19 protein-coding genes are annotated in these 23,374 nt (G+C 54.0%); 9 read left to right on the top strand and 10 right to left on the bottom strand.

Translation table 11 applies throughout. From position 1 onward, the window contains the following. Positions 1 to 11: 11 nt before the first annotated feature. Together GbCGDNIH6_RS09150 and GbCGDNIH6_RS09145 are read right to left on the bottom strand one after the other, a co-directional pair. Positions 12 to 932 (bottom strand): response regulator transcription factor, encoded by a 921-nt coding sequence (locus GbCGDNIH6_RS09150; RefSeq protein ID WP_072563652.1) that lies wholly within the window; start codon positions 930 to 932, stop codon positions 12 to 14. Beyond that, entirely contained in the window at positions 929 to 4,435 is a 3,507-nt protein-coding gene (locus GbCGDNIH6_RS09145; RefSeq protein ID WP_072564494.1) for a hybrid sensor histidine kinase/response regulator, read from the bottom strand. The genes GbCGDNIH6_RS09150 and GbCGDNIH6_RS09145 overlap by 4 nt, the downstream gene beginning before the upstream one ends. 214 nt (positions 4,436 to 4,649) lie before the next feature. On the opposite strand from GbCGDNIH6_RS09145, the gene urtA reads away from it, so the two are divergent. From urtA to GbCGDNIH6_RS09110, 7 genes are read left to right on the top strand one after another with little or no spacing between them, the layout of a single operon-like run. Continuing rightward, entirely contained in the window at positions 4,650 to 5,933 is a 1,284-nt protein-coding gene (gene urtA, locus GbCGDNIH6_RS09140) for an urea ABC transporter substrate-binding protein (protein WP_232449780.1), read from the top strand. A gap of 40 nt (positions 5,934 to 5,973) precedes the next feature. Continuing rightward, positions 5,974 to 6,900 carry an urea ABC transporter permease subunit UrtB gene (gene urtB, locus GbCGDNIH6_RS09135; RefSeq protein WP_072563651.1) on the top strand — a complete coding sequence of 309 codons (927 nt, stop codon included), beginning with the start codon at positions 5,974 to 5,976 and terminating at the stop codon, positions 6,898 to 6,900. Positions 6,901 to 6,914: 14 nt separating this feature from the next. Continuing rightward, on the top strand, positions 6,915 to 8,060 hold the full coding sequence (urtC, locus tag GbCGDNIH6_RS09130; RefSeq protein ID WP_072563650.1) for an urea ABC transporter permease subunit UrtC: 1,146 nt from the start codon (positions 6,915 to 6,917) through the stop codon (positions 8,058 to 8,060). Positions 8,061 to 8,074: 14 nt separating this feature from the next. Continuing rightward, on the top strand, positions 8,075 to 8,821 hold the full coding sequence (gene urtD, locus GbCGDNIH6_RS09125; RefSeq protein WP_011632533.1) for an urea ABC transporter ATP-binding protein UrtD: 747 nt from the start codon (positions 8,075 to 8,077) through the stop codon (positions 8,819 to 8,821). Positions 8,822 to 8,832: 11 nt separating this feature from the next. Further along, positions 8,833 to 9,522: an urea ABC transporter ATP-binding subunit UrtE gene (gene urtE, locus GbCGDNIH6_RS09120; protein WP_025287178.1), complete on the top strand. Its 690-nt coding sequence runs from the start codon at positions 8,833 to 8,835 to the stop codon at positions 9,520 to 9,522. Positions 9,523 to 9,569: 47 nt separating this feature from the next. Further along, positions 9,570 to 10,802: a formamidase gene (gene fmdA / locus GbCGDNIH6_RS09115; RefSeq protein WP_011632531.1), complete on the top strand. Its 1,233-nt coding sequence runs from the start codon at positions 9,570 to 9,572 to the stop codon at positions 10,800 to 10,802. A gap of 11 nt (positions 10,803 to 10,813) precedes the next feature. Then, positions 10,814 to 11,149: an FmdB family zinc ribbon protein gene (locus GbCGDNIH6_RS09110; RefSeq protein WP_072563649.1), complete on the top strand. Its 336-nt coding sequence runs from the start codon at positions 10,814 to 10,816 to the stop codon at positions 11,147 to 11,149. Positions 11,150 to 11,198: 49 nt separating this feature from the next. On the opposite strand, the gene GbCGDNIH6_RS09105 is transcribed toward GbCGDNIH6_RS09110, so the two are convergent. From GbCGDNIH6_RS09105 to GbCGDNIH6_RS09080, 6 genes are read right to left on the bottom strand one after another with little or no spacing between them, the layout of a single operon-like run. Further along, complete coding sequence (locus GbCGDNIH6_RS09105; protein WP_072563648.1) at positions 11,199 to 12,257, bottom strand: heme-dependent oxidative N-demethylase family protein; 1,059 nt, start codon at positions 12,255 to 12,257, stop codon at positions 11,199 to 11,201. 29 nt (positions 12,258 to 12,286) lie between these two features. Further along, positions 12,287 to 13,261, bottom strand: coding sequence for a PDR/VanB family oxidoreductase (locus tag GbCGDNIH6_RS09100; RefSeq protein WP_072563647.1), 975 nt, complete (start codon positions 13,259 to 13,261; stop codon positions 12,287 to 12,289). After that, complete coding sequence (locus tag GbCGDNIH6_RS09095; protein ID WP_072563646.1) at positions 13,258 to 13,827, bottom strand: dimethylamine monooxygenase subunit DmmA family protein; 570 nt, start codon at positions 13,825 to 13,827, stop codon at positions 13,258 to 13,260. Before GbCGDNIH6_RS09095 ends, GbCGDNIH6_RS09100 begins: the two co-directional genes overlap by 4 nt. A gap of 18 nt (positions 13,828 to 13,845) precedes the next feature. Next, positions 13,846 to 14,955: an aminomethyl transferase family protein gene (locus GbCGDNIH6_RS09090; protein WP_072563645.1), complete on the bottom strand. Its 1,110-nt coding sequence runs from the start codon at positions 14,953 to 14,955 to the stop codon at positions 13,846 to 13,848. Then, complete coding sequence (locus GbCGDNIH6_RS09085) at positions 14,952 to 16,313, bottom strand: NAD(P)-binding domain-containing protein (protein ID WP_072564492.1); 1,362 nt, start codon at positions 16,311 to 16,313, stop codon at positions 14,952 to 14,954. Before GbCGDNIH6_RS09085 ends, GbCGDNIH6_RS09090 begins: the two co-directional genes overlap by 4 nt. 33 nt (positions 16,314 to 16,346) lie before the next feature. Continuing rightward, entirely contained in the window at positions 16,347 to 18,629 is a 2,283-nt protein-coding gene (locus GbCGDNIH6_RS09080; RefSeq protein ID WP_232449779.1) for a DUF1989 domain-containing protein, read from the bottom strand. A 281-nt stretch (positions 18,630 to 18,910) separates the two neighbouring features. Between GbCGDNIH6_RS09080 and GbCGDNIH6_RS09075 the strand changes: the two genes are divergently transcribed. Together GbCGDNIH6_RS09075 and GbCGDNIH6_RS09070 are read left to right on the top strand one after the other, a co-directional pair. Beyond that, positions 18,911 to 19,918: a helix-turn-helix transcriptional regulator gene (locus GbCGDNIH6_RS09075; RefSeq protein WP_157692404.1), complete on the top strand. Its 1,008-nt coding sequence runs from the start codon at positions 18,911 to 18,913 to the stop codon at positions 19,916 to 19,918. Positions 19,919 to 20,095: 177 nt separating this feature from the next. Further along, positions 20,096 to 21,742, top strand: coding sequence for a trimethylamine N-oxide permease (locus GbCGDNIH6_RS09070; protein WP_072563643.1), 1,647 nt, complete (start codon positions 20,096 to 20,098; stop codon positions 21,740 to 21,742). A gap of 88 nt (positions 21,743 to 21,830) precedes the next feature. On the opposite strand, the gene GbCGDNIH6_RS09065 is transcribed toward GbCGDNIH6_RS09070, so the two are convergent. Then, on the bottom strand, positions 21,831 to 22,583 hold the full coding sequence (locus GbCGDNIH6_RS09065) for an acid phosphatase (RefSeq protein ID WP_157692403.1): 753 nt from the start codon (positions 22,581 to 22,583) through the stop codon (positions 21,831 to 21,833). A 137-nt stretch (positions 22,584 to 22,720) separates the two neighbouring features. Further along, the gene (locus GbCGDNIH6_RS09060) at positions 22,721 to 23,365 is read right to left on the bottom strand and encodes a hypothetical protein (protein WP_072563642.1); all 645 of its coding nucleotides are present in this window, start codon (positions 23,363 to 23,365) and stop codon (positions 22,721 to 22,723) included. Positions 23,366 to 23,374: the final 9 nt, after the last annotated feature.

Below are 23,374 nucleotides of genomic sequence, written 5' to 3'. Positions count from 1 at the left end.
ATGAAAACCTGTCAACGGGAGGCGAGCAATTTCATGACAACGGCTGCGGCGGCAGCCCGGTTTTCGACCCCGATCTTGGTGTAGATCTGCTCCAGATGCTTATTCACGGTGCGCGGACTCAGACCCAGAATGTCGGCAATGTCACGGTTCTGCTTGCCTCGGCCGATCCATAGCAGAACTTCAGCCTCCCGTGCCGTCACGGGCAGACGCTGATGCAGGATAGTCTGCTCCTCGGCTGGATCGTTGATGATCAGGCGCATCAGGATCTCGTCCTCGCGTGAGGTGCCGAAGAACACGATCTCCACCTCCCGCGATCCGGTGCCTTCAGGAGAAAGCCGGCTTTCTGCAACGACCCGGCGGCTGCCGGTCATTGCTTCACCGCTGGCGCATTCGGCGATCCAGGGCAGCAGAAAAGCAGGCAGCACCGGTCTGCCATCCGAAGCGCCCAGCAGAAGAGCCGCTTGTGGGGTGCTCCAAGAAATATGCCCGGCGGCATCGACAGCAAACAGATAGCGCCCGGCGCGATCAAGTGCGACATGCGCACTCTGCATCAGACGGGCATTGCCGAGATGCACGGTGATGCGGGCCAGCACCTGTTCCGGCGAGACAGGTTTGGTCACGTAATCGACTCCGCCGCATTGCAGAGCCTGCACCACGTGTTTGGTGTCGGTCAGGCCGGTCATGAAAATCACCGGGATCATGGCATGGGTTGGATGCTGTTTCAGGCGGCGGCAGGTTTCAAACCCATCCAGACCCGGCATGACGGCATCCAGCAGAATGATATCGGGTGTGACCTGGTCCATCAGCGTCAGGGCGGCCTGACCGGATTGTGCAACCAGAACGGTATAGCCGGCCATATCCAGCGCATCATGCAGGACGGAGAGACTGCCCGGTGTATCATCGACCAGCAGGACGATGTCGCGTGGTGTCATGGAGCGTTGCTGTCTGAAAGAAGAGGGGACGATCTTGCCGGGGCATGATCCAGCAGGGCTGACAGACCATTGAGGTCGAATTGATCCGCCAGATGACGCAGCCGGTCGATATCGGGACGGGTATCCGGGTGGGTCGTGGCGATATCCTCCATTTTGTTGCGCAGGCCGCGCATGTATCCGATGGCGAGGAGCTGGCGCAACTCATCACGCTGTCTGGCATCAAGTTTGGTCAGACCCTGCTCCTGCGGCAGGGCCGCGGCGCCGATGATCGGCAACGGCTCGCTTTTTGCGTGTGGTTTGGTTTTCAGATGCAGGCGCTGATGCAGAAACGCATAGAGCAGGCTGATATCAACAGGTTTGCTCAACAGCCCGTCATGATGATCGCCTGCCATGCTGCTGCCGCTGATGGCACCGGAATTGGCGGAGATGATCAGAATGGCCGCGTCGCTGAAATCAGCCTCACGCAGGTGTCGCGCGACTTCCCATCCATTCAGCCCCGGCATCTGGATGTCGAGCAGGAACAGGGCAACGATGTTGCCAGCGCGCCGCTGCTCTTCGGCCAGTTCAAGACAGGCCTGACCATTGACGGCCTGAATGGCGGTGATTCCCAAAGGTGACAGAATATCGCTCATCATATCACGATGGACCGGGTCATCATCGGCAATGATCGCAGTCAGACCCGGACGTAGCGTCGCGGCAATGGTGGCGGATGTGGGCTGAAGTGCTTCCGGAGGCGCTTCCGTAGTCTGCCGCACTTCCGAGAGCATCAGGCGGATACGAAAAGTACTGCCTTCGCCCAGCTTTGATTGCACAGTGATGTCGCCGCCCAGAATCTGCACCAGCAGTTTGGTAATCGTCAGCCCCAGTCCGATTCCGGGCATGCTGGCATGCAGGGCTCCCGTTGTGCGGTGAAACGGTTCGAAAATCCGTTCCAGTTCCTGCTCGTCAATGCCGATCCCGGTATCGGTAATGTCGAGATCGGCAATCTGGCTGCGCCACCGCACACGGAACGTTACCCGTCCATAGCGTGTGAACTTGATGGCATTGGACAGCAGATTGATCAGAATCTGCCTTAACCTGCGCTCATCGGTATAAACCTGATCCGGCAGTGTCTCCGGGCGGTCGAAGATGAAGTCGATGCCTTTCGCTTCCGCCTGAATGCGGAACATGCTGACAATCTGGTCCAGAAAATCACCGAGCCTGACGGCATCGCGCGCCACATCGATCCGTCCGGCCTCAATTTTCGAGATATCCAGCAGCCCCTCGATCAGACCGGCCAGATGTTCTCCGCTCCGGCGCATGATGCCAATGGCGCGCCGCCATCTGGGGGGCAGGGTTTCATCCCCATCCATCAACTGCGCATAGCCGAGAATCGCATTCAGGGGGGAGCGCAGTTCATGACTGGCCCCAACCACGAAACGGCTTTTGGCGAGGTTGGCGGATTCCGCCGCTTCCTTGGCTTTCTGCAGTTTTGCATCGGTACGGCGATGGGCGCGGATCTCGTTCATCAGCAGCGCGGTCTGACGGCGGCTTTCCTCCCGTGCGACATGCCGGCTTTGAAGCGCCAGAACCAGCAGCCACGCGGCAATGCCGGAAATCAGCAGCATGACGCACCATGCTTGCCAGAAAGCGCTGCGTAACAGAGGGTCTGCCCGGGTCAGGCCGGAAACAGTCTGGTGATAAATCCCCAGCAACATCAGGCCGGTGCTGCCTCCCAGCATCGCAAAGACAATGCAGTAGCGTCCTCCCAGACTGTCCAGCACAGGTTGCAGGCGGGTGGGTGTAAGCCATTGTCGGATCCGGTGCCATTGGACTGACAGCCTCGTCTCCGGTTTCTTGCAGAGATCATCGCACCGTGCATCGAGGGAACAGCACAACGAGCAGATCGCGCCGCCATAAGCGGGGCAATAGGCCGAATCCTCCGGTTCGAAGTCGTTTTCGCAGACTACGCAATGCAGGCTTTGGCGATGCGCCCAGCTCCGCCGGGCCTTGCGCGCCAGATAGGTTTTACCCCCCGTTGCCCATGCGATCACAGGCGCTGTCACAAAGGCGGTTGCAAAGCCGAGAAAGGGGGAGAATACGCCCGCCGCCACACCAAACCATCCGGCCTGAGCGCAGAGGGAAACTGTAATGGCGGTCAGCATCGCTCCGACCCCGACCGGATTGACGTCCGGCAAATGGGCGCGTTTGAACTCGATCTGTCGCGGAGCCAGTCCCAGTGCCCGGTTGATTGTAAGATCAGAAACCAGCGCCCCCATCCAGGCGGCGGCGATGCTGGAGTAATTATGCAGCGTGGCTTCGATGGCCTGAAATACACCCAGCTCCATCAATGCCAGCGCAATGGCAATGTTGAAGATAAGCCATACCACCCGTCCCGGATGAGCATGGGTCAGGCGGGAAAAGAAATTCGACCATGCGATGGAGCCAGCATAGGCGTTGGTCACGTTGATCTTGAACTGGGAGATGAACACAAACAGTGCTGCCAGAAACAGTGCGGCTGCCGGATGCAGTCCCAGCGAGCCGAAAGCGATTCGGTACATCCAGGCTGGTTGAATGGCTTCCATGGCGGGAATACCCGCATGGATGGCAAAAACCGCCAGAAACGACCCGGCCAGCATTTTCAGCATGCCGGGAAAAATCCACCCGGCTCCCCCCGCCAGAACGGTCATGGTCCAGCGGAACCTGTGACGTTCCTGTGTCTCTGCCGGGATAAAGCGCAGATAATCGATCTGCTCCCCGATCTGGGTGATCAGGGACATGATGATCGAGGCTGCTGCACCAAAGCCCAGCCAGTCGAACCCATGACCGCTGGGCGTGCTGGAGAGGGATGAAACCCCCGCAAAACCAATCCACAGACCCAGAATATCGCGCCCGTTGAGAGCAATGGCGATGAAGGGTATGCAGTGCAGTACCAGCCATAAAGGCTGGGTCCAGAGCTGGACACGGTTGATGGCGGAAATACCGCGTACCACCACCGGGATCACGACGACAGAACAGATCAGATAGGCCGCATAAAGCGGAATGCCGAAGCAGATTTTCAGCATCGAGGCCAGAATGACGCTTTCCAACGCAAAGAACAGAAAGGTAAAACTGGCATAGATCAGCGATGTGATGGTGGAGCCGATATAGCCGAACCCTGCGCCACGGGTGAGCAGATCAATATCGACCCCGGCCCGGGCCGCCTGCAGGCTGATCGGCAGTCCGGCCAGAAAAATCAGCAACCCGACCGCGAAAATGGCGCTGACGGCATTGGTAAAGCCGTATCCTACTGTGATCGTACCTCCAATGGCTTCCAGTGCAAGGAAGGAGATGGCGCTGAGTGCGGTATTGGCAATGCGCAGGCCGCTCCAGCGCCGGGCACGCCTCGCTGTAAAGCGTAGCGCATAATCTTCCAGCGTTTCATCAGCGACCCAGCGATTATAATCCCGGCGGATGCGGATAATACGCTGACGCGAAATCCAGGGGCTGCCTTCCGGCGATTCAGGGAACGGTCTTTGGGTCATGTCGGGGGCAGTATGCCATAATGGCCCGGTTTTTTCGCCTGACCTTTCACCATCCTCGCCACCGTATGGCCGTGTATGGTGAGGGAGCCTCCCTTCATCCGCTATGCATTGCCATACGTCATATGACGTATCCATGATTGGCGTCCGGCCGGACCAGTATGTCGCGAAGCGGAAACGATTTTTTTCCTCCGACATGACCGTCAGGACAAAACATATGGCCGATCATTCCCCCTTTGATGCCTCCGATATGGACACTCCCCGTTCCGGCCTGCGTCGCCGTCTGTTGCAGGGCATGGCCGCATTGCCGGCCGCTGCCATGCTGCCCGGCACATCATGGGCGGATGGCAAGCCCGCCACTGCGGCGATCGACAAGACCGGGCTGGCTGTGACCGATGATGCGGTGACAGTGGGCATCCTGCATTCCTCCACCGGCACCATGGCGCTCAGCGAAACCGGCTCCATTGAGGCGGAAAAACTAGCTATTTCCCAGATCAACGCGGCTGGTGGCGTGCTGGGACGGCAGATCAAGTATATTCAGGAAGACGGTGCCAGTGACTGGCCGACTTTCGCTGAAAAGGCCCGTAAGCTGCTGGTGAACGACAAATGTGCTACGGTTTTCGGCTGTTGGACCTCTGCCTCGCGCAAGGCGGTGCTGCCGGTATTCGAACAGTATAACGGGTTGCTGTATTACCCCACTTTCTATGAAGGCCTCGAGCAGTCCAAGAACGTTTTCTACACCGGGCAGGAGGCAACACAGCAGATTATCGCCGGGCTGGACTGGGTTAATAAAGTGAAGGGAGCAAAGACCTTCTATCTTATTGGCTCTGATTACATCTGGCCGCGTACGTCGATGAAAATCGCCCGCAAGCATATCGAAAATCATCTGCCGGGCTGTAAGGTGGTGGGCGAGGATTATTTCCCCCTCGGCCATACCCAGTTCAATTCGGTGATCAACAAGTTCCGCCTGAAAAAGCCGGATGTCATCTATGCTGCCGTGGTCGGTGGGTCCAATGTCGCATTCTACAAGCAGCTGAAAGCGGCCGGCATCGATCTGAGCAAACAGACCGTGCTGACCATTTCCGTGACGGAAGACGAGGTTCTTGGCATTGGCGGCGAAAATATTGCCGGCGCTTATTCCTGCATGAAGTATTTCCAGTCCTTGAAGAACCCCAACAACGAGAAATTCGTTGCCGCCTTCAAGGAAGCCTACGGACCGAAAAGCGTCATCGGTGATGTCACACAGGCTGCCTATCTTGGTCCGTTCCTTTGGAAAATGGCCTGTGAAAAAGCCGGCAGTTTCGATGTAGACAAAGTGATTGCCGCTTCCCCGGGTCTGGAGCTGAAAACCGCGCCGGAAGGTTACGTCAAAATTGATCCCAATCATCATCTTTGGAGCCGCACACGGGTTGGGCAGGCCCAGCTGGATGGCCAGTTCAAGGTGGTGTGGGAAACGCCGGAGCTGATCAAGCCTGATCCGTTCCCCAAAGGATATCAGTGAGAAACCTGGCTGAATAAGGCAGTGAAACACGGAGGACAGGTTGATGGGTGGCTACTCGATAAGTGAACTCGGTTCCATCTTTGTGATGCAGGGGTTTTCCGGGCTTATCCTGTTCTCCGTCTTTGTGTTGATGGCGCTCGGCATGGCCATTATCTTTGGCCAGATGGGCGTCATCAATATGGCGCATGGGGAGTTCATGATCCTGGGCGCGTATGTGACCTATCTGACGTCACAGTTTTTTTCTCAGTTTATTCCAGGTGCGTTTGCAATCTACTTCCCTCTTGCCGTCGTGCTGGCTTTCTGCGCCTCGGGCCTTGCCGGGATGCTGGTGGAATGGCTGATGATACGTCATCTCTACAAAAGGCCGCTCGACAGTCTGCTGGCGACATGGGGGCTCAGCCTGATCATGCAGCAAATCTATCGCTCGGTTTTCGGGGCGCGTGAAGTCGGCGTTAATCTGCCTGAATGGATGATGGGGGCAACTCATCTATCCGAAAGCATCGAAATTCCCATCAATGGTCTGTTGGTAATGGGTCTCACTACGCTGATCACGGTTGGGGTCTATCTGCTGATGTTCCGCTCAGGATGGGGCAAGCAGGTAAGGGCTGTTGTGCAGAACCGCCCGATGGCGGCGGCTGTCGGGATTGATACAGAAAAGGTGGATCGTCTGACTTTCGGCCTCGGCTGTGGCATCGCGGGTGTGGCCGGGGCTGCGTTCACGATGATCGGATCCACCAGCCCGACTGCCGGCCAGCTTTACATTGTCGATACATTCCTTGTCGTGGTTTTCGGCGGCGCATCAAGCCTGATCGGTACGATTGCCTCCGCATTCACGATTTCCCAGGCACGGTCCACGCTGGAATTCTTCCTCAGTGGTTCGATGGCGCAGGTAATCGTGCTGCTGTCGGTCATCATCATTCTGATGATCCGGCCGCAGGGTCTGTTTGTTCTCAAGGTTCGGCGCTGAGGAGCATATTTCACATGAACAGTAGTTTCCTCAATCGCAAAGATATTCTGTGTATCGGCTTGTTTGCCTTTCTGATCCTTGTTGTATTTCCGCTTGGTCTCGACACGTTTCGCCTGAACCTGTTCGGAAAATATCTGACCTATGGTTTCGTGGCACTCGGTCTGGTGCTGTGCTGGGGTGATGCAGGTATTCTCAGTCTTGGTCAGGGCGTGTTTTTTGGCCTCGGCGGCTACTGCATGGCCATGTATCTGAAGCTGGAATCATCGACGCCGGAAGCAACCAAAATCCAGTCTACACCAGGGATTCCGGATTTCATGGACTGGAACCAGATTACATCACTACCATGGTTCTGGAAGCCGTTTCACAGCCTGGCCTTTACCATTTTTGCAGTTCCTGCGGTGCCAATGGTGCTGGCACTGGTAATCGCGGTCGCCATGTTCCGGCGGCGAGTAGGCGGCACATATTTCGCCATCATCACGCAAGCCATTGCCGCCATTCTGACCATTCTGATCATCGGCCAACAGGGCTATACCGGTGGTGTCAATGGAATCACCGATCTGCGCAGCTTTCATGGTTGGGATATCCGCACAGATCATGCCAGAAACGTGCTTTATTTCGTCTGCTGCGGCCTGCTTCTGGGCAGTCTGATTCTGCTTCAGTTTATCCGGCGATCAAAGCTCGGTCGTATTCTTCTGGCAATGCGGGATCGGGAGGATCGGGTACGTTTCTCCGGGTATGACGTTGCGAGTTTCAAGATTTTTGCCTTTTGTGTTGCAGCGGCTCTGGCCGGAGTGGGGGGTGCAATGTTTACCCTTCAGGTTGGCTTCATGTCCCCGAGTTTTGTCGGGATCGTTCCTTCTATTGAAATGGTGATTTTCGCTGCTGTCGGTGGGCGTACCTCTCTGCTGGGCGCGCTGTATGGAACCTTGCTGGTAAACTGGGCCCGCTCCACCCTGTCAGAAGCGTTCCCCAATGCTTGGCTGTTTGCAATGGGTGCATTGTTCATCGTTGTGACAATGGTGTTCCCCAACGGTCTGGCCGGATTGTATCGCAGCTATCTCGATCCCTATGTCAGCCGCCTGCTCGGCATGGGTAAAAGACAGCATAACGCAGCTAAAGAAGTGCTTTCTTCGACCGATACGCCTGTGGTTGTGAAGTAAGGGAGAAAGCTGTCATGTCATCAGAAACAGATTTTCTTCTGGCTGTCGAGGGATTGACCGTTTCATTCGATGGTTTCAAGGCCGTTAATGATCTGTCCTTCTATGTTGATCGCAATGAAATCCGCGTGATCATTGGTCCAAATGGAGCGGGGAAAACCACAGTTCTTGACCTTATCTGCGGGCGAACAAAAGCATCATCAGGATCTATAAGGTTCCGTAATCATGAACTGACCACCCTGAAGGAGCATCAGATTGTTCGTGCTGGAGTCGGACGTAAATTCCAGAACCCATCGATTTATGAAGATCTCACGGTTTTCGAGAATCTTGAGATTTCTTATCCGCGTGGCCGATCTGTGTTTGGAGCATTAAGCTTTCGGTGTGACGCAGAAGTCCGTTCCAGAATTGAGGAAATCAGCGAGATGATTTTCCTTCAGGATCGTCTTCATGAACGGGCCGAGTATCTTAGCCATGGTCAGAAACAGTGGCTGGAAATAGGAATGCTGCTGATTCAGGATCCTGAACTTCTCATGCTCGATGAGCCGGTTGCAGGTATGAGCGTGGCCGAACGGCAGAAAACTGCTGAGCTTCTGCACAGGATCATTGAAGGTCGCTCTGTGCTGGTTATCGAGCACGACATGGGTTTTGTAGAGGATATTGCCCATAAAGTAACGGTTCTTCATCAGGGACAGGTTTTGTCAGATGGAACCATGGCGCATGTAAAGAATGACCCGAAAGTCATTGAAGTCTATCTGGGACATTGAGGAGACACGCTATGCTGACTACAAATGAATTGCGCGTGTCATATGGCCAGAGTGAAGTTCTCCACGGGATTGATCTTGATATTGGTGCCGGAGAAATTGTGGCTATTGTTGGCCGCAATGGCATGGGAAAATCGACACTGATGAAATCGCTGATCGGAATGGTTCCCGGCAGCGGTGGTCAGATCATGCTGGATGGCACCGATATCACGACGATGAAAAGCCACCGGCGTGTTGAAACCGGGATTGCCTATGTTCCGCAGGGGCGCATGATTTTTTCGACGATGACAGTAACAGAAAACATTGAAACAGGTCTTTTTGTAAGAGGAAAATCGAAAATACCTTCGGATTTGTATGAACTTTTTCCTGTCCTAAAAGAAATGGGCCGACGTCGGGGTGGCAACCTATCTGGCGGCCAGCAGCAACAGCTTGCCATTGCCCGTGCTCTGGCCACTGAGCCAAAGGTTCTGCTGCTGGATGAACCGACTGAAGGTATTCAACCCTCTATTATTCTGGAAATGGCCAGAACACTACGTAGAATACGTGATCAGAAAGGGCTTTCAATTTTTGTGTCTGAACAGGTTTTATCTTTTGCACTGGATGTTGCTGATCGGATCATGGTAATCGAAGGTGGCAAGATTGTTCATCAGGATACAAAAGAAAATCTTGATCAGGAAAAAGTAGCCCGTTTCCTGGCTGTCTAAAAATATAACCGGAAAAAATTCAACCATTTGTTCAACGGGATGATGCCATGACTGACACGATCATCAAAATCGACCTGTCACAACCGGCTATCAGCAATGATATGGTGCATAATCGGTGGCATCATGACATTCCAATGGTCGCCACAGTCAAGCCAGGAGATGATTTTATTGTTGAATGCTATGACTGGACAGGTGGATTCATAAAAAATAATGACTCAGCCGAGGATGTCCGGGATGTCGACCTGACAACCGTGCATTATCTCAGTGGCCCGATCGGTGTCGAGGGGGCACAACCAGGTGACCTACTGGTAGTCGATTTTCTGGATATTGGGGCATTCCCGCATAATGCGTGGGGCTTCAACGGGTTTTTCTCCAAAAAGAATGGCGGCGGCTTTCTGACGGACCATTTTCCTTTGGCCCAGAAATCAATCTGGGATTTTCATGGCATGTTTGCCTCTTCTCGCCATGTTCCCGGTGTGAATTATGCAGGTCTGATCCATCCCGGCCTGATAGGATGCCTGCCATCTCCCGATCTGCTGGAAAAATGGAATGCGCGGGAGAAAGCGCTGATCGCAACCAACCCAAACCGTGTGCCACCTTTGGCCAATCCCCCTTTTGAGCCGACAGCTCATATGGGGCGCTTAAAAGGTGAGGCACGTGATGCCGCCGCTGCTCATGGTGCCCGCACCGTTCCTCCGCGTGAGCATGGGGGCAATTGCGACATTAAGGATCTATCACGAGGAGCTCGGGTATTCTTCCCGGTTTACGTTCCAGGGGCAGGTCTATCCGTTGGTGATCTTCACTTCAGCCAGGGCGATGGTGAAATTACCTTCTGTGGCGCTATCGAAATGCCAGGCTGGATTCATATGCGTGTGAATCTGATCAAGGACGGAATGGCAAAGTATGGAATCAAAAATCCGATCTTCAAGCCAAGTCCCATCAAACCCGTTTACAGTGACTATTTGATCTTCGAGGGTATTTCAGTCGATGAGCAAGGCGAACAACATTACCTTGATGTCAATGTCGCCTATCGTCAGGCTTGCCTCAATGCTATCGAGTATCTAAAGAAATTTGGATATTCCGGTGCACAGGGATATTCGATCCTCGGCACTGCACCGGTACAGGGTCATATCAGCGGTGTGGTCGATATTCCCAATTCCTGTGCCACGCTCTGGGTACCCACGGAAATTTTTGATTTTGATATTAATCCGGGTGCGGATGGTCCCAGCGGTGGTGTAACACCTGGTCTGGTAGATATGCCGATTGCGCAGGATCTGTAAGGAGGTCTCCTATGCCGGTCTATGACTATCATTGTGAGTCATGCGGCGTCTTTACCGTAATGCGCCCGATGTCTGAGTTCGAGCAGCCTGCGTGCTGCCCGGATTGCGGCACATCTGCTCCTCGTGTGTTACTCACCGCACCATCATTTGCCGCTATGGATTCTGCCCGGCGAACTGCATTCGCTACCAATGAACGCAGTGTCCATGCTCCGCGCCGATCACGCGGGAGTCATCCGTCCGGATGCTCTTGTTGTAGTGCAAAGAAGGGAAAGTCAAAATTGACGGCCGACTCACCGCCAGCCGCTAAAAATTTTCCTGCCCAACGACCTTGGATGATCAGTCACTAAGATCTCCATTTAAAAAGGCCCTGCTCTTTAAGGAGGAGGGCCTTTTTTGTTACGAAAGCCTGTCAATATCAGGCTGAATGCCTGAAGATGTTGGTAATCCATCATCCCCTGCGGCTAGAGCAGAAACCAGCGTGTCATAGTAGCGCGAGAAGCCCTTATAGGTTCGGATCGAAGGGTTTATATCCCGTATCACACGATGCAGTCGACGGCGCCATTTGGGAACGCGTTGAATTTCTTCTATACTGGCCAGATAACCGCGGATGGAGAACAGGATGGCATTGCTGCGTGGCAGACGGAACAGACTTTGCAGTTCGACACGAAGATGCACTTTCTGTCTTACATTTTCAGGCGTTATCGTCATACGATCCGGTCCCCAGACTGCATAATTCTCCGGGGACGTATCGAGGCGTGGATTAACGGTCAAAGTCCAGTTCAGACGTCGCGCAGGCTGCCCATATTGCAGTTTGAGCAGAAATTTGAGAGCTCGATCAAAGACCCCCATATCATGGGCTAAGGGCACAGGCGCATGCCATTCATGAAAGCTCATGCCCTTGTCGAAATTCAGCGACCAATCCGCCTGAGAAGTTACCATTCCGCCTTCGATAAACAGATTGTTTTCTCGCTGATCCTGAAGAGTGAAATCTCCTTGAACCTGTCTGGTGATATACTCGAAGGGTGGTAAAGGCAGCGTAGTTGCGTCACCAAAAATGAAATTCTGCTCAATCGCCAGAAGACGATTGACCCAGCACCATTTGTTAGCGTCCTTCGTCAAGCTGAACCATTGAGGGTAGTCGGTAGACAGGGAATCCATCAGGAGTTCAAGCGTATCCCATTCGGCAATCTGAAGATGCGGCATGACCTGACAGCGTTTCGGGTCTTGCTCCAGAATGATTGCACGTTCCTTGCATTCAGCGATGTAGTGCTCATCAATGTCGAATGCATGATGATAGGATGGGGATGGTCCGGATTTGACATGTGGTTCGGCATTCATCGAATACATGTATTCATCTTCAGGAAACGGAAACGGGAAACTGAGTATCGCTTCATCGCTGTTTCTGAAGTTGTAATCACCCCGGAACGTTTCATCTGGCTTGAACTGCAAAGTCATGACAGAAAATCCCTTCTTTTGTCGGTGGATCAAATATCAAGGGTCAGAGAAGGGCTGCATGCCCGTGAAACACAGATCATTATTTTTTTGTTTGTGGCGCGTTCCTGCTCATCCAGAAAGTCGTCGCGATGTTCTGGAATGCCATCAATCACACTGGTCAGGCACTGACCACAGGCTCCTCCACGGCAGAGATAGGTTGGCTCGATACCAGCGCTTTCCAAAGCCTCCAGAATGCTGCTCTCTTCATCCACAAGAATGGTTTTGCCCGATCGGCGTGCATGCAGGGTAAACGCTGTGCCGGCCCGAGCCCCACCGAAACTTTCAGTCTGAAGGCTTGATGCAGGCCAGCCGAGTGCGCGGCCTGTCTCCATGATGGTATCGGTCAGCTTTTGTGGGCCGCATGTGTAGAGAACAGTACCAAGAGGCTGTCTGCCCATCACGGCCTGAAGATCCAGTCGGGAGGATGATGGATCGTCGGCTACGTAAAGGGTGATGTCATGGCCATGGAAAGGTGCCAGCAGGGTCGAGAAGGCATTCTTGTCTTCAGCTTTGCAGGCATGATGCAGGCTGAACGATGCGCCCCGGGCAGTCAGGGCGTGCAGATGCGACAGAATAGGGGTAATCCCGATCCCGCCGCTGATCAGAAGATGACGGCGCGCAACGTTGGAAAGGGGAAAGAGGCTGGATGGCCAGCTGATCTGAAGTTTGTCGCCTATTTTAGCCTGTTCATGAATCCAGTTTGAACCACCACGGCTTTTATCCACTTTTCGAACGACAATCTGATAGGCATCTGTCTTGTCTGATGGCCCGATCAGAGAATAAGCATTTTTATGAGGCCGTCTGCTCCCTGGTATCGACACGATGACATGGCTGCCTGTCGGGATGATGGGAAAAGCAGCAGCTTTTATGGGAACAAAAGTCAGGCGTTTCAAAGTGGGAGAAAGCGGCTCTATATCAGACAACCTGACATCTATCTGGCGGGGTGTATTTTTGTGCTCTGTCATAGGGAAAGTGCCTCGGCCGAAGGAATTTCGCCGGGGTTTTCAGCATCAACCTGAAAACCCATATAGGCGCCATGCGCACGCGAGAAATGATCACGGACAAAAAGAGTTGCGTTGCAGCCATCACATTGGATGAGCGTGCTTTTTGCCCTATGGTTGATGGTCTGGCAGTGAACGCAGTAAACCCGCCTGCTGACTTCTCCTGAGACGGTCAGATGAATTTCCGGGCGCGTCATACCAGCCTGCTGCGCCACCCGGTAACAATCCCATACGAAACTTTCCTGGCCAGCTGCGTAGAGTCTCAGGCCCATGGTCTCTGTCCCAAGATAAGACTCAAGATAGCTCAGCAACTGGGTCTCAGAGCGGAACGGAAGGCAGAGACTGTTTGTCTCTGCATCCGGCGCCTGTTCCGGCATGATCCGGCTGTCAGGCATCACGTAAAAGGAGGCATGAGTGCAGATATCAGATCTACTTCTCCATTGAGCGGCAGACCGGTCAAAAACAAACAAATGTCTTCTTCCTGTCAGGTCAATTTTCAGATCCTGATAGACTGGCTTACTGAGAAGCATGTCTGCCGTTCTCCCTTTTTATCTTGGATGGGTTCTCAGTCGCAGTGGATCATAGAATGGCATGCGAACGATATTTGCTTGTGCTGATTGTCCTACAGATACCGCGGTGCCGAGCGCAGACAGGGAGGGCTTAATCGTGGCAATAGCCAGAGATTTCATCAGATATTGGCTGAAGATACTGCTGGTTACCTGTCCGACCTGAACACCATCATGGAAAATGGGAGTGCCGGCCTCGGCTGCTTCCTTGCTGAGTACTTCCAGACCGATAATCGTGCTGCGTTCCTGACCGCGTAATGCTTCGAGTGCTTTCTTGCCACGGAAAGCCGGTTTCTGAAGGTCAATGGACCATCCCATATTGACCTCCCATGGGGTGGTATTCTCCGCCGGCATATCATAGGGGAAAAACAGCAATCCTCCCTCAAGGCGGACGATATCAAGGCAGGACCAGCTCACTGGAGCCGCGCCATAGGATTTTCCGGCCTCCAGGATCATATCCCAGATTGGGCCTGCTTCTTCTGAAGTGCAGAACACCTCATATCCAGTCTCTCCGGAATATCCACCCCGTGCAATCCTGACCGGTTTTCCGAACAGCGTTGTTTGAGCATGGGAGAAATAGGATAGCGAGGATAGAGACAATTCTGTATGGGGCTGCAGAATATCTCCTGAGAGGGGGCCTTGCAGGGAGAGGATGTGGACATCATCATCCCGCTCAGCAACTACATCATGCCCGACAATATCCTTCATGAGCACCGGCTCAAGTGTGCCGCCACCATGAGAAACACGGAACTCGGTCTTGCTATCAACATAGATAATGACGTCATCAATGATGCCGCCTTCATCATTGACAATGCTGGTGATCAGGGAGCTGCCAGGCAAAATTTTCGCAAGATCTGATGTCACCAGATTATTAAGAACAGTCATGGCATCAGGGCCGGAGACATTGATGATCTGCAATGCCGTGACATCAAAAAGCCCTGCTTTGGTCCTGACAAGAACGGTCTCATCATAAGGGTTGGATGCATAGGTCTGTGGGATAGACATCCCATTCCAGGATGCATCCATTTTTGATCCGAGTGCCACATGACGGCTGGTAAGGGCGGAATGGCGTTCCGGGTATGAAATGGTCATTCTGCAGCCTCCATACGAGGGTGATTGAGAAACGCTTCCATGCTGTCATCTTTGGCATCCATCCATTTTGTATGGTGGCTGGGCGCCATGGTGCCAGTCAGGGTGGAGGGATAACTGCGATCACGATACGTCATGATCCCTTCCTCTTTATGATGCTCCCATTCCTTGAACAGGGCTGCGATCCGGTCGACATCAAGATGAGGGTAATCCGTCAGTGATAGAAGATCGCGGACATACTCGGTCTGGAAATCGATTGCTTGGTAAGGATTTTCAATTTTTTCTTCCAGCGTTCTCCAGTGTTTTATGTCGGCATCCTGTGTGGCGGCATCCGGAAGAATGTAGCGTCCAAGAATGACATCCCGTGCCAGCCATGCTTGTGCATCAAACATATTGAAAGTGTAATACTGATCCTGCATGCCAATATACATGAGATCTGTATTGTCCTGCCAGAAAATACCTTTGTACAGATGAAGCGGATACAGACGATTGTTGGTTTTCAGACGCATGGAGTCAGGCAGGAAAGGAAATGAATGCTGGTATCCTGTACAGAGGATAATGGAATCTACCTTTTTTGAGGTCCCATCTTTGAAATAGGCTATGTTACCTTTGACATGAGTCAGAAGGGGTTTTTCCTCAAATCCTTCCGGCCACTGAAATCCCATCGGGCGGGTGCGATAGCTGAACGTTACCGAGCGACAGCCATATTTCGCACACTGCGTTCCAATATCTTCCGCTGAATAGGAGCTTCCGACCATCAGAATGTCTTTACCAGCGAATTCATTGGCATCCCGGAAATCATGTGCATGCATGATGCGACCGGGGAAACTCTCGAAACCCTCGAAATATGGCACGTTTGGAACGGAAAAATGTCCGGTCGCAATGACCACATGGTCAAACGTATCGGTCTTCAGCGTATCTGCCTTCAAATCCTTGACTGTCACAAAAAAGGTGCGGCTTTCCTGATCATAGTCAATCCATTTGACAGCATGATGGAACTTGATGAACTGCCTAACGCCGGACTTTTCAATTCGGCCCTTGATATAATCGTGCAGAACAGCACGCGGTGGATAGGATGGAATGGCGCGGCCAAAATGCTCTTCAAAGGAATAATCTGCGAATTCAAGACATTCTTTTGGACCGTTGGACCACAGAAAACGATACATGCTGCCATGCACCGGTTCACCGAATTCATCCAGGCCGGTACGCCATGTATAGTTCCAGAGTCCTCCACAATCTGCCTGTTTCTCGTAACAGACATACTCTGGAACCTCTGCCCCTGCTTTACGCGCACTTTCCATAGCGCGAAGGAATGCCAGACCGCTTGGACCACCACCGATAATGGCAATTTTCTTTTTCATGATGAACATCCGTGTCTTGGATAAAGTGAACAGTCAGGAGCGGACTTTTGTTTTTTGTGGGTCATAGTGAGGAAATCCTACGACATGGGCCGGAATACGCAGCTGCATGCCGTTATCTTTTCCTATCTCAATGTGAGTCCCAGATGCGGCAACCGACGGATCAATCCGTGCCAGGGCAATTTGGGAGCCAAGGATGGGCGAAAATACTGGGCTGGTGATAATGCCAACCTGTGCCATTCCATTATAAACGCCATCGCCATGAAAAACGGTGTCATTGCCGTCGATCACAAGCCCTGCCAGCCTGTTGCGATAAGCGCTGCCACGTTCAAGAAGGGCGGTTTTACCCACATAATCGCTTTGTTTTTTCTGACTGACGACAAAGCCTATTCCCGCCTCAAAAGGATCGGTCTGATCGCAGAATTCGTACCCGGCAAACGCCAGGCCCGCTTCAATTCGCAGCATATTCAGGGCATCCAGTCCCGCCGGTTTGAGACCATGATTTTTACCGGCCTCCATCACGACATCCCACACAGAACCAGCATGTTTGGGATGGCAAAAAATTTCGTATCCCAATTCTCCGGTGTACCCAGTTCTGGAAATCATGACAGGAGAGGGGTCATGTTTTCCTAGCATGCCAGTCGAAAAGTGAAACCATTTCAGGTCTTGTGCATCAGGCTGAGTCAGATAGGGACTAAAAACCGTGCTGAGGATTATTCTGCTCAGCGGTCCCTGCAGGGAGATATTGTGAAGCTGGTCTGTTGAGCTTCTGACCCAGACTTTGAAGTCTTTTTCACTGGCCAGCATACGCAGCCAGGTGCCGCACCATTCCCGGCCACATATCAGACGGAATGTGTGCTGGCTCATGCGGAACACGGTGGCATCGTCGATCATACCGCCATGGGGATGACAAAGCGCTGTATAGACGATCTGCCCTATGGAAAGCTTGCTGATGTCGCGTGTAACGGCATAGTTCAGAAGTTTCTCTGCATCCGGGCCAGTGATTTCGAATTTTCTGAGGGCCGTAAGGTCGAACAGGGCGGATTTTTCCCGGCAGGCCCAGTATTCTTCAATGGCTCCACTGCCACTATATTCCCGTGGAAGCCAGAAGCCTTGATAGTCGATCATTTCCTTTGCCAGAGGTAATGTGCGGCTATGAAAACCTGATTCCCTTGTCAATCGTGCCTCCGTATGGCGCGTGATGCGATGGCCAATGCCTTTGGAAAACGGTGCGGAGGCATCGTATATGCGCACATGGATATCCGTAGGTGTCCAGCCATTGGCCGGGTCTATATCGTCAGGGCACGCGGAGCTGGCACAGACCAGATCGGTCATGGCCCGCAGCAGCACGTAATCACCCGGCCTTGACCATGGTTCTTCCAGAGAGATAGCCCCGTCAGCATTGACTTGTGTATTGAAAAAGAAATTGATGGCAGGCCAGGTTATCTGAGGTTTGATTCCGTGATCCTGGAGGGCTGCATTGAAATTATCAGTGCAGTTTGTATGTCCGGGATAGCCCTGCGTCTCGTAATATCGCGCGTTACAGGCCAGCAGAAATGCATCATGGCGCCCGACTGTATCCTGTACGATCTCGACCAGCGGCTTCATAGTGCGATCGAAGTATCGCGCATGGACGCCGGGGCTTGGATTGGCAACTCCGGTGAAGGTGCGTGTCACCGCGGCATCCAGCCCGTTCAGATCGCCATTTTTCAGACTTTGTGCATCAAAAGCCAGAAAGTCAGAGCATTGTTTACCCTGCACGTCGATAATCTGTATGTAGTCACCGGCCTTGACGGTGTAGGCGCGTGCGCTGGCGGGCGGAATATGAATTTCGGCCTTGACCGGTGCCAGTGGTGCCGGAAGACGCAGCGCTGTTTCATCTTGTGTAATATGAATAGCAATGTCTGTTGCTGTATTGTGGCTATCTGGCGTCATCACAGTTTTGGCTGATATCAGCACACAGACTGCATCATGGCGGGCCGTGACACTCAAGGCTGTCTTGTCGGGTGTGCTGCCGTCAAACAGCCTCCATCCCATGATGGCCAGCTCTGCATCCGTATAGTGTGCCAATACTGTGTCGGCGCGTTCCTTCGCACTTACCAGACCCGCCAGCTTGTCTGGAGAAGGAGAAACGCTGTCATCCTCCGGCAGAATGAGGGCCGCTGTTGAAAGACAATACAGATCGACTGTCTGGCCGCCTTCGATATTGACCAACATGAGCGAACCGCCTGCCGGGATTGTCAGCACTGTCCATTGGCCGCCACGCAGAATGGCACTGCTTCTGCTAGGAGTTGGTGTATCAGCAGGAAAGATGTCCAAGGAACATTTCCTCTGTTCAGTAATGTTGTCTTGTAGGAAAGGTAATTGCCTGACAGGTCCATTCACAATAGTGCCAAGTGGCACTACAAAGACGGATAAATGTCTATTTTTCAGGCAAATGCGCTTTGTCTCAGCGGGGTGGAGAGCAATTTTTGGGCAATCATGATGCTGATAAGCAGGCATTTGTTTTCCCTGCACGGGTTATGCCCGGGCAAGCAGCATTCTGCAGGGAGCTGGCCTTAACGATCAGAAAGGTCGGCAGCCGCCGATTTTATGAGGTTTTGCTGGATCTGCTGCGTGCTGTGATCGGACACGATAATGCCTGGATCATCCGCTATACGGCGCATTCACGGCAGGATGTGGTGCATACGGTGAACGTGCCAGTTCATATCCGTGAATTTTACCTGACGCAGTATCATCACGCTGATCCCTTTGCCCAGCACTGGGCGCGCCATCATCAGCCTGGTGTGTATGTTCTGCGGCAGGTTCTGGGGCCTGACAGCACGGTCTATGGTGATGTTTATGCCCCACGGGTGCGCGTCAGTGATGAGATAGGCGTGTTTCTGCCTTCTGCTGGTCGGGCCTGCATCGTGCTGTTTCTGGTTCTGGCAGAGGGACGCTTTAGCGATCAGGACAGGCAGGAGGCCGAGGCCCTGTTCCCGATTCTGGAGGCTTTGCACCGGATTCATCTCGCGCGCATGTTTGGAGAAGAAAAGGCCGTGGAGACGGCCCATCGTGGCTCCAGCCATCTGCATACCGACCCTTTATTGATTCTGGATCGTGTCGGTGTGCCGGTTTTCGCCAACGCGGCTTGGCGGCAGGCGGCTTGTTTATCACCAGATCTCAATGACTGCGCCGCTTTGCCTGACAGGCCCGGTCTTTTTCCTTTCGATGAGAAGTACCATGTTCAAGTGGCTTGTTTCGACAAGGATTTTTCTCTGGCACCGGGTGGGCGTGGCATCGTGCTGCTGAGCAAACCGGTGCAGGATACGACGCCTGCGGAACATGCTTCTTTTCCATTGCCGGATATCGCCATGCTGACGGGCAGGGAGCGCTCCCTGTTGACATTGATTTTGCAGCGCCGCTCAACCGGGGAGATTGCGCAGAGTCTTGGGATCGCAAAAGGAACTGTCAAAAACTATAAACTTCGGCTTTATCGAAAAGCGAATGTGACATCGGAACGTGCGCTGGTCGCGTTGTTCAGCCCTTTGCTGGATGAGCCAGAGGAAGTGGTGCGCACTGTCACAGCGGCTTCCCGTAGCCATAAAAAAGCAAAAAAAGCGGATTAATTTGCCTTTCCCCTGCCTTGATCCCGATTTGTCCGCTTGCGCATCGGTTTTGATCAGGTTACGATTTTAGAAATAATATTTCCTAACAAGAAAATTAAGGTGATCGCATCCTGAAGGATGTCAGACATCACCGCCGGGAAAAGCCACGTCATGACCTTATGAGTATGGAGGGGCGTCATGAGTGAGGGTGCTTTGGATATCGCGTTGCCTGCAGGCGGTAAGGCAGTAGGCGAGACGGTGACGAAGACCAGCAACGAGTTGGTCCGTTCACTGACATGGGTAGATGCGTTCTGGGTTTCCAGCGGCGTGCCTGCGCTGGTTCTGTTCACGATCGGCTCGATTGCCGCGACTGTTGGTAATCCTTCCTGGGCAGTCTGGATTATTTCAATCCTGTTCGGATTTTTGCAGTCTTTTACTTATGCGGAAATTGCCGGGCTTTTCCCGGAAAAATCAGGTGGGGCATCCGTTTATGGGGCCGTGGCCTGGGTGCGCTACAGCAAGCTGATCGCGCCGCTTTCGGTCTGGTGTAACTGGTTTGCATGGTCACCGGTGCTGGCCATCGGCACGTCGCTGGGGGCTGGCTATATTCTGTCTGTGTTGTTCCCGGCGGATAGTGTGGTGAACAGCTGGCAGTGGACCCTGTTTGATCTGGGGATGATCAAGGATGGTCTGACGATCCGAATCAACGCTACTTTTGGGCTTGCGGCTGTGCTGATGCTGTGTGTGTTTGCTATCCAGCATCGCGGGATTCTGGCCTCTGCCCGTATCCAGATGATTTTTGCGGTGGTGTCCTTGTTGCCGCTTTTGATCATCGGGCTGGTGCCGTTGGTGACGGGGGATTTGCCGGCCAGCCATTTCACGCCTTTTGTGCCTCTGGCGCATGATGCGGCGGGCAAGGTTGTGGCCGGACATTGGGACATGGCCGGTCTCTCGCTGATGGCAGGCGGCCTGTTTATTGCGGCCTGGTCCACGTACGGGTTTGAGACCGCTGTTTGCTACACGCGGGAGTTCCGTAATCCCAGCACGGATACGTTCAAGGCGATCTTCTTTTCCGGTCTGCTCTGTCTGGTAGTCTTCACTCTGGTTCCGCTGGCTTTCCAGGGCGCTCTGGGGCTGGATGGCATGCTGGCACCCGATATTTACAGTGGCATGGGGGTTGGCCGTGCCATGGCGGCGATGATCGGGGCACAGGGAATCATGCTGAATATCATCGTTGTCATGCTCGTACTGACTTTGCTGCTATCGATCATGACGGCCATGGCTGGGTCATCGCGCACGCTGTATCAGGGATCGGTCGATGGCTGGCTGCCGCGCTATCTGTCGCATGTGAACCATCATGGTGCGCCGACCCATGCGATGTGGACTGATCTCTGCTTTAATATGTTGCTGCTGCTGCTGAGCGATAACGTATTCGTGCTGGCGGCTTCCAATGTCGGCTATATCATTTTCAGCTTCATGAACCTCAATGCAGGCTGGCTGCATCGGATTGATCGTCCGTTTCTGGCCCGTCCGTTCAAATGCCCCGGCTGGCTGCTAGGCACGGGGGCGGTGCTGGGTTTCGTCAACGCCTTCCTGATGGGGATGGGGGCCGGTGTATGGGGCAGTGGGACCTTGCTGACCGGTATCATCGTTGCGGCGATGATCATCCCGGTCTTCCTGTTCCGTCATTACGTGCAGGATAAGGGCGTCTTCCCTGAAGCCGCGATCAAGGATCTGCATATGCAGAAAGAGGAAGGCGTAGAAAGCCGTGCCGGTCTGTTGCCTTATCTGGCTTTGCTGGGCGGCGTGTTGGCAGTGATCGCCGGGCGGCTGCTGTCTGCCTGATCCCGGCCATCGCGTCAGGTTGGTCGATAAAAAAGGGAGGACCGGTCATGCCGGTCCTCCCTTATGCCATGTTCAGCCTTGTATGGGATCAGGGTATTTCAGGCAGGCCCAGCGCATGTCGCACTTCCTTGCGGGCGGGGATGAAATCAGCCTGAAACCGGGGAGATTGCAGGAAATTGCTGCCGATTACGCTGCCAGAGACTTTGCCTGCCTCGACATCGGTCGGAAAATGTACCCCGCCCATGATGCGGTGCAGCCCGTACAGATGGGCACGGGCAAAAATTTCGGCGGCTTTCTCTGGCGCCATGGCGGCGAGCACGATGGCATTGGCATAAGCAAAAGCCGTATGCCCGCTGGGATAGGAGGCGTTGGGCGGCTGTGGCACGATGGTGGTGATTTTCGGATCTACCACGAAGGGGCGGGGCCGGTTGAATTCTTTCTTGGCATCCATGATGGCGATACGGATATCGTCGGACATATGCCTGAACATCTTGTCGGCCAGCGGCAGATTCTCTGGCATGAAGCCCGGCCCCATGACATCGGCAAAGCGATAGACGCTGATATGGGCGTCTGCCTTGATGGCTGCGATCAACTCCGGTGTGCGGGCGGCTTCAGCCTTGCGCACGGTCTTCAGATCCTTCTCCTGCGCGGCGGAGCCGGGGGCGGGCGGGGGAGCCAGCACTTTTGCCAGCGGCAGGGTTTGGGCCGGGAAATACCATCCCGTGCGGGCGGTTGCATCCTCTGCGGCATAAGCCGCAGGCAGGAAGGCCGTGAAAACAGCCGGGGTTATCAGCAATGTCGCTGTCAGAAGGTGGCGGCACAGCGTAAGGCGTCTTGTCATGATTTTGTCCGGTCGATATGAGATGGGCATGCCTGATCAACACGATCCTACTAGCAGAAAGAGTGATGAATGCATGGCGATAATGCCATGACGCAACGTGCGGTGCTGGAAGCACAGGAACAGGATGCTGTGCCGTCTCAGCAGGCGCTATCGGGGGCGTCGGAGGGCAGGCCGAATTCCCGTGACAAAGCATCCGCCGCCGAGCAGTAATGGCGGCCGGAGCGGAACTGCCGGACCTGTATAAACTGTTCACCGCCTGTGCGGTTGCCTTCACTGAGCCGGTAAATTTCCAGCGTGACGGGGCTGCGTCCGTCTCCGTCCTTCATGGCGGCGAGCAGGAAAGTCTGGGGAATTCCGTTCATTTTGCCGCGGGCGAAGCGGACGGCGCGGAGGCCGGGAATGCCGTCCTGAGCGGCGGTAATCGTGTCCTGGACCGCAGCCTGCCCGTTACCGCGCAGGGTTGGTCCGGCATTGATGGAGACGATATTCCAGCCTTCTCCCGCCATGGGCGAGGGCAGCAGGACGACGAAAACGTCATTACGGGTCGGCGCGCTGCCACTATGGGCGGCGACGATCAACCCCACACGCCCGTCCGGGACAAAATGCACTACGGTGTTGGAGCCATCCCGCAGGGTGATGGGTCTCAGATTGGTCAGGCCGGTATTGGCGGCGCAGGCACCCAGCGGGGCAAGCACCGGGGCGGTGCCCAGCAGCATCAGCAAACGGGCGGCGCGCAAACGCCGCATGACCCCCGGCATGGCCTGCCTGCATGGTGCCGTCATGGTGATGTC

The organism is Granulibacter bethesdensis, from assembly GCF_001889525.1.
Classification (GTDB): Bacteria; Pseudomonadota; Alphaproteobacteria; order Acetobacterales; family Acetobacteraceae; genus Granulibacter; species Granulibacter bethesdensis_C.
Note: the sequence above shows the minus strand (reverse complement) of the source record. Positions and strands in the feature narration are given on the sequence as shown.

What these genes read in the sequence shown, in the direction of transcription:
- GbCGDNIH6_RS09090 (WP_072563645.1), bottom strand. Translation starts at nt 14,955, where the DNA reads ATGACCATTTCATACCCGGAACGCCATTCCGCCCTTACCAGCCGTCAT.
- GbCGDNIH6_RS09100 (WP_072563647.1), bottom strand. Translation starts at nt 13,261, where the DNA reads ATGACAGAGCACAAAAATACACCCCGCCAGATAGATGTCAGGTTGTCT.
- GbCGDNIH6_RS09070 (WP_072563643.1), top strand. Translation starts at nt 20,096, where the DNA reads ATGAGTGAGGGTGCTTTGGATATCGCGTTGCCTGCAGGCGGTAAGGCA.
- GbCGDNIH6_RS09105 (WP_072563648.1), bottom strand. Translation starts at nt 12,257, where the DNA reads ATGACTTTGCAGTTCAAGCCAGATGAAACGTTCCGGGGTGATTACAAC.
- fmdA (WP_011632531.1), top strand. Translation starts at nt 9,570, where the DNA reads ATGACTGACACGATCATCAAAATCGACCTGTCACAACCGGCTATCAGC.
- GbCGDNIH6_RS09110 (WP_072563649.1), top strand. Translation starts at nt 10,814, where the DNA reads ATGCCGGTCTATGACTATCATTGTGAGTCATGCGGCGTCTTTACCGTA.
- GbCGDNIH6_RS09150 (WP_072563652.1), bottom strand. Translation starts at nt 932, where the DNA reads ATGACACCACGCGACATCGTCCTGCTGGTCGATGATACACCGGGCAGT.
- GbCGDNIH6_RS09065 (WP_157692403.1), bottom strand. Translation starts at nt 22,583, where the DNA reads ATGACAAGACGCCTTACGCTGTGCCGCCACCTTCTGACAGCGACATTG.
- urtE (WP_025287178.1), top strand. Translation starts at nt 8,833, where the DNA reads ATGCTGACTACAAATGAATTGCGCGTGTCATATGGCCAGAGTGAAGTT.
- GbCGDNIH6_RS09145 (WP_072564494.1), bottom strand. Translation starts at nt 4,435, where the DNA reads ATGACCCAAAGACCGTTCCCTGAATCGCCGGAAGGCAGCCCCTGGATT.
- GbCGDNIH6_RS09085 (WP_072564492.1), bottom strand. Translation starts at nt 16,313, where the DNA reads ATGAAAAAGAAAATTGCCATTATCGGTGGTGGTCCAAGCGGTCTGGCA.
- GbCGDNIH6_RS09060 (WP_072563642.1), bottom strand. Translation starts at nt 23,365, where the DNA reads ATGACGGCACCATGCAGGCAGGCCATGCCGGGGGTCATGCGGCGTTTG.
- urtD (WP_011632533.1), top strand. Translation starts at nt 8,075, where the DNA reads ATGTCATCAGAAACAGATTTTCTTCTGGCTGTCGAGGGATTGACCGTT.
- GbCGDNIH6_RS09095 (WP_072563646.1), bottom strand. Translation starts at nt 13,827, where the DNA reads ATGCTTCTCAGTAAGCCAGTCTATCAGGATCTGAAAATTGACCTGACA.
- urtA (WP_232449780.1), top strand. Translation starts at nt 4,650, where the DNA reads ATGGCCGATCATTCCCCCTTTGATGCCTCCGATATGGACACTCCCCGT.
- urtC (WP_072563650.1), top strand. Translation starts at nt 6,915, where the DNA reads ATGAACAGTAGTTTCCTCAATCGCAAAGATATTCTGTGTATCGGCTTG.